6 protein-coding genes and 1 pseudogene are annotated in these 9,401 nt (G+C 59.7%); all 7 read left to right on the top strand.

Features of this window, described 5'->3' with window-relative positions; all coding sequences use genetic code 11:
- Positions 1 to 29: 29 nt before the first annotated feature.
- Positions 30 to 1,454, top strand: coding sequence for an acyl-CoA dehydrogenase family protein (locus IQ254_RS27045; protein WP_193969256.1), 1,425 nt, complete (start codon positions 30 to 32; stop codon positions 1,452 to 1,454).
- A gap of 384 nt (positions 1,455 to 1,838) precedes the next feature.
- Complete coding sequence (locus tag IQ254_RS27040; protein WP_193969255.1) at positions 1,839 to 3,767, top strand: primary-amine oxidase; 1,929 nt, start codon at positions 1,839 to 1,841, stop codon at positions 3,765 to 3,767.
- A gap of 209 nt (positions 3,768 to 3,976) precedes the next feature.
- Positions 3,977 to 5,806, top strand: coding sequence for a DUF1989 domain-containing protein (locus IQ254_RS27035; RefSeq protein WP_193969254.1), 1,830 nt, complete (start codon positions 3,977 to 3,979; stop codon positions 5,804 to 5,806).
- A complete protein-coding gene (locus IQ254_RS27030; RefSeq protein ID WP_193969253.1) occupies positions 5,803 to 6,321 on the top strand; it encodes a hypothetical protein in 519 nt (172 codons plus the stop codon). Before IQ254_RS27035 ends, IQ254_RS27030 begins: the two co-directional genes overlap by 4 nt.
- A 249-nt stretch (positions 6,322 to 6,570) precedes the next feature.
- Positions 6,571 to 7,968: an ammonium transporter gene (locus IQ254_RS27025; protein ID WP_193969252.1), complete on the top strand. Its 1,398-nt coding sequence runs from the start codon at positions 6,571 to 6,573 to the stop codon at positions 7,966 to 7,968.
- Between the two features lie 77 nt (positions 7,969 to 8,045).
- Positions 8,046 to 8,474 carry a hypothetical protein gene (locus IQ254_RS27020; protein ID WP_193969251.1) on the top strand — a complete coding sequence of 143 codons (429 nt, stop codon included), beginning with the start codon at positions 8,046 to 8,048 and terminating at the stop codon, positions 8,472 to 8,474.
- 296 nt (positions 8,475 to 8,770) lie between these two features.
- Positions 8,771 to 9,401 (top strand): annotated as a pseudogene (locus IQ254_RS27015) (hypothetical protein); the annotation flags it as partial.

Here is a 9,401-nt window from a genome sequence, read left to right as displayed (position 1 = left end):
CCCCCCTACCTATCCACCCCCTTACCTCTATGCCCACCAAAACCTGGAACGGTCTCCCCTTTACTGGTCTCAGCGAAGACTTCGACCCCCAGTGGCTGCTGAGCCCCGAGCAGCAGGAACTTCAGGCCAAGCTGATCGAGCTGTGTGCGGCGGTGCTGAGGCCGAATGCGATCGCCTCCGATCGCGGCTTGATCTACCCCCGCGCAAACTTTGAGGCGCTGGCTTCTCTGGGTCTCCTGGGGTTATTTGTTCCTAAAGAATGGGGCGGGCTGGGTGAAAATCACGTCTGTGCCGCCATGGTGGTGGAAACCATCGCTCGCTACGGCTGCCCCAGCACGGCGATGTGCTACACCATGCACCTGGGGGCGGTGGCGGCGGCGCTGTTTCGCGCCCACGAAAGTCCGGAACTTCAGAGCCTGCTGAAACGGTTGGATCAGGAGGTGCTGATCGGCACGCTGTCCTACTCTGACCCCGAGACGGGCTCCCACTTTTGGTACCCCGTTTCCTCTAAGGCCAGGGCCACACCGGACGGCTGGGAGGTGAATAAGAAAGCCTCGTGGACGACCTCGGCGGGCTTTGCCGACTGGTACATCGTGCAGACCACCAGCCCCCACTTCGACGGTGATTTTTCTGACCTGTCCTGCTTCCTCATCTACGCCAGTGAGGTGCAGGCCGAGCCCCACAAGTGGGATGCCCTGGGCCTGCGCGGCAACCAGTCGGGCACGCTGCTGGTGGACGGGGTGACGGTACCGCGCGATCGCATGGTTGGCCCCGAGGGGGACGGCACTGCCTCCAACGATGAGATTGTGGACCCGTTTTTCTTGCTGTGTTCTTCGGCCTGCTGGAACGGCATTGCCCTGGGGGCGATCGACATCGCCAAAGCCCACGTCACCCGCAAAAAGCACGTCGATGTCGGCATGCGCGTCGCCGACTACCCCACCATTCAGGACTACTTCGGCGAAGCGATTATGGACACCACCGCCTGCCGCATGTTCACGTTCTCCATGGGCCAGCTGATGGATCAGATCACCCATGGCTGCGACTGGGCTATCCATGCCGACACCAGCGCTCTGCCCCGCTCCGCCTACCTGCACTGGTACTGGCAGATCAAGTTTGAGGCCGCCAAGAATGTGGCCCACGTCTGCGACAAAATGCTCCACGCCTGCGGCGGCTCGGGCTTTAAGAAAGATATGGAGATCGAGCGCTACCTGCGCGACGGCAAGGCGGGCTGGGTGATGGGGCCAACTAACGAGGTGCTGCGCCAGTTCGTGGGCAAATCAGCTCTGCTGGGATTCGACTCGCTCGACTACTGGAACCAGTCGGTGAACGAGCGGGTGCTGCACAACGAGCTCAAGAAAATGGACTCTGATGCCAAGCGGAAGCTGGCTGAGTCGCTGCTGGCCGATCTGGAGGAATCTGAGCAGAATGCACCTGTCCCTGCGGCTGTCGCCTAATTGATCCCCTCCTGGGAGGGGCAGGGGTGGGTGAGCCCAGACGTCGCATTCACCTACCTCGCCCTCCGGGCAAACCTCCCAGCCGCGTAGGGTGGGCATCGCCCACCACCCAATCTCGGCTAAGGGCCCCGAAATTTCGTCAAAGACGTCGCGATCGCCCCATATTCGGAGTTCCGTCACGTTGAGCATTACTGTCCAGGAGTCGAACGTTTGTAGCTTAGATTTAGGGTGGGCACTGCCCACCCTACGAGATTTCAATTGGCTCGGATGGTGGGTTACGGCCAAACCAGAGTATGAGGACACAGCACAGCTTTCCTAGGGCCTAACCCACCCTACGTACACCCATCTACCCGTCCACTCATCCACCCCTCAGGAGCACATCCCATGACCATTGCCCAAGACCGTCCCACCGCGATCGCCGTCGCCCATCCGCTCGAACCCCTCACCCCCGAGGAGATCGCCGCTGCTGTCGCCATTCTGCGGGCAGAAAAGTCCCTGGGGGCCAGCACCCGCTTTGTCAGCGTTGCCCTCCACGAACCAGCAAAGCCTGTGGTGCTGGGCTTTAAGCCGGGGGATGCGATTACTCGCAAGGCCTTTGCCATCCTGCTCGACAACGCCACCGCTCAGACCTACGAGGCAATCGTCTCGCTCAGCGAGGGCAAAGTTACCTCATGGCAGCACATCCCTGGCGTGCAGCCGTCGATCATGCTGGATGAGTTTGTGGAGTGCGAAGAGGCGGTCAAGGCGAGCCCTGAGTTTCAGGCCGCGATCGCCAAGCGCGGCATTACTGACCCCAGCCTGGTGATGGTTGACCCCTGGTCGGCGGGCAACTACGGCCTTGAGGACGAGGAGGGCGTGCGCCTCTCCCGCGCCCTCTGCTGGGTGCGAGCCAACCCCACCGACAACGGCTACGCCCGCCCGATCGAAGGGGTGATTCCCGTGGTCGATCTCAACAAAATGGAGGTGATTCGGGTCGAGGATCACGGCGTGGTACCCCTGCCGCCCAAGGACGGTAACTACTCCCAGGAGTACATCCAGAACTTTCGCCCAGACCTCAAGCCGCTGGAGATTATTCAGCCCGAAGGCCCCAGCTTTACTATTGAGGGCCACCAGATCCGCTGGCAAAAATGGAAAATGCGCATCGGCTTTACCCCCCGCGAAGGGTTAGTCCTCTACACCGTCAGCTACAACGATGACGGCGAAGAGCGCCCCATTCTCTACCGCGCCTCGCTGGCGGAGATGACCGTGCCCTACGGCGACCCCCAGCCCCACCACTACCGCAAAAACGCCTTTGACGTGGGCGAGTACGGCGTCGGCACCCTGGCCAACTCCCTCACCCTAGGCTGCGACTGCCTGGGCGAGATCCACTACTTCGACGCCTTTATGACCAACTCCCGCGGCGAGGTCGCCCAAATCGAGCACGCCGTCTGCCTGCACGAAGAAGACTTTGGCATTTTGTGGAAGCACGTGGACTGGCGGACAGAGGAGACCGAAGTGCGCAGGTCGCGCCGTCTAGTCATCTCCTTCATCGCTACGGTGGGCAACTACGAGTACGGGTTTTTCTGGTACTTCTACCAGGACGGCACCATTCAGTACGAGGTCAAGCTCACCGGCATGGTCAGCACCGCCGCTATGGCTCCGGGCGAAACACCCAAGTACGGTACCCTGATTGCCCCCCAGCTCTACGCCCCCATCCACCAGCACATCTTCAACGTGCGGATGGATATGTGCGTGGATGGGCTGCAAAATTCTGTCTACGAGGTGGATATCGAGGCCGAGGACGACGAGCATAACCCCTACGGCAACGCCTTCTATGCCAAATCGACCCTGCTCGGCACAGAACAAGCCGCCCAGCGCCAAATCGACCCCCTGAAGGCCCGCTACTGGAAGATCGTTAACCCTAACGAAACCAATGCCATGGGCTACCCCACCGCCTACAAGCTCATGCCTGGCGAAAACACGCTACCGATGGCCCGCCCCAGCGCCAGCGTGACCAAGCGTGCCACCTACATGACCAAGCACCTGTGGGTCACTCCCTACGCCGAGGACGAGAGATTTCCGGCGGGCAACTACCCCAACCAGCACCCCGGCGGCGCGGGGCTGCCCCAGTGGACCGAGGCAAACCGCCCGGTCGAGAACACCGACCTGGTCGTGTGGTACACCTTTGCCCACAGCCACTTGCCCCGGGCCGAAGACTGGCCCGTCATGCCCGTGGCCTACATTGGCTTCATGCTCAAGCCGCTGAACTTTTTCGATGAGAACCCCGCTAACGACGTGCCGCCTGCTGCCAGCCAGCACAGCTGCTGCAACTGATATAGAAGAAGTGCCTCCAGTCTTTGTCACCTATGATGGGGATGATGGAGGCACTTACGTTTGGGGTGCTGTCGCAGGTGAACCAGTCGGGCCGACGCTGTCGCCTGAACCACTGGATATCGCGAGGGCTGGAGGCAGATGCAAAGTGGACGACAACTTTTGTAGCCTGTACCACTACGACAGCACAGCATATTTGGTGCAATCTTGTTATGACAACTGCACTCAAGATTCCATCAGCAGAACAGTTCATCGACCTTCCCCCGCCTTTGGGTGAGGTGGTCGCCGAGTATCGGATTGCGGCTGGAGAGGCGATCGCATACCCTGTCACCGCTGGCCAATATATCCAAATCGTGGATGTTGAAGGCTCCCAATGCTCCGACTTTTTGGCCTTTGGCGGGGCTGACCATAGCGATCCGCTCGATGCCACGGTGACTCGCACGCTCACAGGGTTGGCCGTACCCCAGGTGGGGCTACCCAGCAAACTCTTCGCCCAGTCCATGCAGCCGCTGGTGGAAGTCATTCAAGACACCTGCGATCGCCACGACAGCTTTTTGCTCGCCTGCACCGCCCGCTACTACGAAGATGCGGGCTACCCCGGTCACCCCAACTGTAGCGACAACTTTAACCGGGTGCTGGCTCCCTACGGCATTGCCCCCCGCCCCGGCTGGCCGGCGCTCAACTTTTTCTACAACACCAGTGTCGATGGCCACGGGGCGATCGCCTTTGAAGAGCCCCTCTCTCGCCCTGGCGACTACGTGCTGCTCTTGGCCCACCAGGATTTGCTCTGCGCCAGTTCCGCCTGCCCCGACGACATTGACCCCGCTAACGGCTGGCAGCCCACCCCCATTCACGTGCGTATCTATGCGACGGGGCAGACGTTTCCTCGGGCGATCGGGCGCCGGGTGGCGGCAGATCTGCCCCTGCGCATGACCCAAGACAGCGCCTTTACCCCCCGCATTCGCCAGCTCACCGATGACTTGGCCGAATACAACGGCTTTTGGGTGCCCCACAGCCTTGCCCACCAGGGCGACCAGGCCGAATACTGGGCGCTGCGCCAGCGGGCAGCGCTGATGGATCTCTCCGCCCTGCGCAAGTTTGAGGTGCAGGGAGACGACGCCTGCGCGCTGTTGCAGTACGCCTTTTCTCGCCATCTGGAAAAAATTGTGCCGGGGCAGGGGGCCTACGGCTGTTTGCTCGCGCCCCACGGCGGCATTGTCGACGACGGCATTGTGTTCTGCTTTAGCCCCACCCACTACCGCTACGTGGGCAACTGCGACACCGACAGAGCCTGGCTAGAGCAGATCGCTAAGCATCGAGGCTGGTCAGTGACGGTAGAGGGGGTAGATCGCCACAACCTCGCTCTCCAGGGTCCCCTCTCCCGCGACATCCTCAAAACCCTGATACCCGAGGTGGCCGACCTTGGCTACTTCCGGTTTATGGAAGCCCAGATTCAAGGCATTCCAGTTCTGATCTCTCGCACCGGCTACACCGGAGAGCTGGGCTACGAACTGTTTATCAATCCCCAAAACGGGGCCGCCCTGTGGGATCTGCTAATGCAGGTGGGCCAACCCGCTGGCCTGCTGCCCTTGGGCATGAAGGCGCTCGATCGCGCCCGCATTGAGGCCGGGTTGCTGGCCCTGGGCCACGAGTTTGACGATTTGATCTCCCCCTACCAGGCGGGCATTGGCTGGGCGGTGGCGATGAAAAAGCCCGACTTTATGGGTAAAGCCGCGCTGGAAGAGATTCGTCGCCATCCCCCCCGCGTAGCCGTGGGGCTAGTGCTCGCAGGGCCAGAGGTGGCAGCCCACGGACAGCCCGTTTTTGCCCAAGGGGAACGGTGGCGGGTGGGGCAAATTACCAGCGCCACCTTTTCGCCCATCCTCAACACCAGCATTGCCATGGCCCAGGTCGTGCCTGAGTTTGCGGCTGCCGGTACAGGCGTCGAAGTGGGCATGTTGGACGGTTTGAAACGCCGCATCCCAGCGACGGTGGGCACCCTGGCGGCCTTTGACCCCAGCAAAAGTCGGGTGCGTGTATGAGTATAGTTACGACGGCATCTCACCCCTGGGATATGGCCGGGGCCGACGGGTTGGTGGCAGCGAAAACTCTACTTGGGGATCAAGTCGATCGCCTAGCGCCGTTCCAGTCCCTGGAGACCACACTGGAAGGGTTGCCCTGTGCGGTATTGCGGCTGTGCGATCGCAATTTTCGCATCACCTACCCTGGCCCGCTAGATGCCCTGGTGGCAGACCGATCGCTTCAGCTTTGGGTGAAACAGCAGCCGTGGTTGGGGGCGATTGTTCTGCCAGCCGCCAGCTTGCCGCTAGTGGCGGCTAACGCTACGGTCAGGGCTCCCCATCGACTGCGATCGCTCCCCCTCCACTGCGCCGCACCAGCGCAACTCTCGGGTCTACCGATCTTGGTTTGGCACCATCCTCTCGGTGAGCAACCCGGCTTAGAACTACAGGCCGCCCGTGTCCAAATCGGTTCATTGTGTCAATTGATTCAATCCCTCAACCTCGGTTCAGTATCGCTCACTACAGCCCGTGCCTAAATTGCGTTGCACACTCTTGACATAACAAGTTAACTGAGAAAACTCACACAGCCAGGTACTTCATAAATCCTGCTTCAGCTTAGAGTTTCAGGTGTGCCTAGGTCAGAGGCTATTTCTATGCTGCGGCAAAAATAGTTTTCCCATGGGTTCCGCTTTCTCAATGTGTTTAGCCCGCTTGTGTTTTAGCAAGTTGGTCGTTTCATTTCCCTAGATTTCTCGTGCAACTTAATTGACAGTTAGGAGTGATTTATGTCTCCTGAATCGCAAGAGTTTTTAGCGACTTTTGTATCAGAGTCTTACTACTATTGGGCCTCCGTGATCATGCTATTGATCCACGTTGGCTTTTTAGCCTATGAAGGTGGCGCAGCCCGCTCTAAAAACGTTTTGGCCACCATGGTCAAAAACCTGATGACGCTGTCGCTGGTAGGCCTTACCTTCTTCTTCTTTGGCTGGTGGGTTTACAACGCCTTCCCACTATTTCCCTTGCAGGGTGGCGTGGTCGGGCCATGGACTGCTGCTGATGCCGACGGTGTCGTCGGTGAAGTGCTCGGTCTAGTGCAGGCGTCTTATCCCTGGTCGCCCGCCTTGGGGCCAAACATTGCCGACAACCTCACCGGGGTGTTTTGGTTTGCCTTTGCCCTGTTTGCCATGACCACGGCGTCTATTCTCTCTGGTGCCGTAATTGAGCGGATCAAAATTGGCGCTTACTCTGTTTTGGCCATTGTGCTGGGGTCGTTTACCTGGGTAGTAGCTGCCGCCTGGGGCTGGAACCCCTACGGCTGGTTTTTTACCCAGATGGGCTACCACGACTTTGGCTGCTCTGCGGTACTGCACGCCACGGCGGGTTTCTTTGCCCTCGGTGTGTTACTCAATCTTGGCCCCCGCATCGGTAAATTTGATGCTCAGGGTAAGCCCCGGGTGATCATGCCTCACAATCTGCCCCTCACCATGGTGGGGCTGATGCTGATTTTTGTTGGGTTCTATGCCTTTTTGGCCGCCTGTGTCATCTTCGTGCCGGGTCAAACTGGTGCCATCACCATCTACGGCACCCCAATGACGCTATCCTCGATCGGGGTCAACACCACCCTGGCCCTGTCAGCTGGTCTGGTAGGGGCTTACATGGGCTCCAAAGCCGACCCGTTCTACACCATTTCGGGTGGTCTCGCTGGCATTATTTCATCGGCAGCAGCGATGGATATCTATAGCCCTGCAATCGTCATTATCCTGGCTTTTGTGGGTGCCTACACCATGCCTTTTGTGGGCAACGCTGTGGAAAAAGCTGGCATCGATGACGCCGTTGGCGCCTTCGCAGTGCACGGCTATTGCGGCGTTTTTGGAGCCGTCATGGTGGGTATCTTTGCGGCGGGCTATCCGCAGCCTGCGGACATACCTTCCATCAACCTTTGGGCGCAGCTGGTTGGGGCCTTTATCTGTGCCGTGTTGCTCGGCTTTGTTCCCGGTTACGGAGTGAGCTTTTTGCTGAAAAAAATGGGCCTGTTGCGGGTTTCTGAAGCCGAGGAAATCGTCGGTTTAGACCTGGCTGACTTTGGCATTGAGGGCTATCCCGAATACTCCATTTTGTCTGAGCAAAGTAGCCACAATACCCCTGGTTCAGTATCGGTTCCTCAAGGAACGTCTCACTCCTAAAAGAGCCTTAATTAGAAGGTCAACAGCTCGGAATTTTCGCAGCTGTAGAGTACTTGCAATTTTGAGGAGCAAGCGATATGTCTAGCCCATTTGCTACATTTGAAGAGTTTGAAGGGGCCATTGACGGCCCCACCGGCGGTGCAATTTACACCTTCGCCAACAACCCGGCCATCAACGCCATTTTGCTGTTGATCTGCGCTGGGCTATTTGTCTGGTTTGTCGTGCGAACCTTTAGCACCCACTACGAGGGCACGCCTGCGGTCGATAAGTCGCTGAATCATCTGAGCGCCTTTATCGTGGCTGGGTTGCTTTCCCTTGTCGGGGCCGAGTATCGCCAGACGGCTCAACCCCAACAGCCGACGGACGCCCAGCCCCAGGCGATGTCCCATCGCCCCGCGGCCAAATCAGCGTTAGGTTTGCTGGGGTTGGTTGGCATTGGCCTACCCGCCGCCCAGTCGCGATCGCGCCGTCAGGGTCGCTACCGCGACATCCAGTCTCGCCGTTAGGGCAGGTTTCCTGAAAAGTCCGTTGTTTGTACGTTTTTCATTGGTTCATTTCTCCGGTTCTGCTCTGGTGGCTATGCTGCCAGAGCAGTTTTTTTAGGATGATTTTAGGGTGCGATCGCGCCTAGAGCACCGGTACAGTATGGCTAAAAACCCGGTTTCTTTGTCACTGCCCTAACGGCATGACTGGCATTCTGGCCGAGAAACCGGGTTTCTGTACCGGGTGCGATCGCGCCTAGACGCACCGCAATCGGGCTCTGGCGCTATGATTTGGCGTGGCAGCACACGAGACTCTGGCCTTGGTAAACGTTCCTAACCCTACCCAATCGTTGAGCTGGTCGCAGGCCCAGTCTGGGCACCTAGGGGCGATCGCAGATCTGCTGGCCACCGCCCTCCACGACCCATCGCTACGCCCCCCTCTCAAGGTCGAGGTGTCGCGACGCGATCGCACCCTCCACGTGTTTCTCACCCACGCCCCCGAGCCCCGCCGCGAGCAATACGTCTACTACATTCGCGCGGTTGTCGCCGCCCTGGGCCTAGCCGACATTGACCAGCTTAAGGTGCTCGATGGCACCGAGCACCGCCTGCTCGATCGCTGGCAGTACGACTTTGACCTACCACCGGCACCCCTCACTCCCAATCCGGTCATGCCCTCCGCCCCATGGGCATCGCCGCCCATGGAGTCCAGCCCCCTGCCGGCGGTAGCACCTGCCCCTATTCCCCGCTGGCGACTGCTGGTGTTTCCGGCGGTGATGGCCCTGGGGCTTGGCCTGGTGGCGGCGATGGCCCTGGGACGCTACGATCAGCAGCGAGAACTTTCTCAGGCCAATAGGGCGGCCCCACTAGCGTCCGTGGGTGACTCTGAGGCCACCATCGCACCCGCTCTAACCAGCCCGATGGTAGCCGCCGAAGGCGCAGCCCCCGCTGTCG

The organism is Nodosilinea sp. LEGE 07088 (genome assembly GCF_015207395.1).
Lineage (GTDB): Bacteria > Cyanobacteriota > Cyanobacteriia > Phormidesmidales > Phormidesmidaceae > Nodosilinea.
This window is presented reverse-complemented; position numbering and strand designations above follow the sequence as displayed.

What these genes read in the sequence shown, in the direction of transcription:
- IQ254_RS27045 (WP_193969256.1), top strand. Translation starts at nt 30, where the DNA reads ATGCCCACCAAAACCTGGAACGGTCTCCCCTTTACTGGTCTCAGCGAA.
- IQ254_RS27040 (WP_193969255.1), top strand. Translation starts at nt 1,839, where the DNA reads ATGACCATTGCCCAAGACCGTCCCACCGCGATCGCCGTCGCCCATCCG.
- IQ254_RS27035 (WP_193969254.1), top strand. Translation starts at nt 3,977, where the DNA reads ATGACAACTGCACTCAAGATTCCATCAGCAGAACAGTTCATCGACCTT.
- IQ254_RS27030 (WP_193969253.1), top strand. Translation starts at nt 5,803, where the DNA reads ATGAGTATAGTTACGACGGCATCTCACCCCTGGGATATGGCCGGGGCC.
- IQ254_RS27025 (WP_193969252.1), top strand. Translation starts at nt 6,571, where the DNA reads ATGTCTCCTGAATCGCAAGAGTTTTTAGCGACTTTTGTATCAGAGTCT.
- IQ254_RS27020 (WP_193969251.1), top strand. Translation starts at nt 8,046, where the DNA reads ATGTCTAGCCCATTTGCTACATTTGAAGAGTTTGAAGGGGCCATTGAC.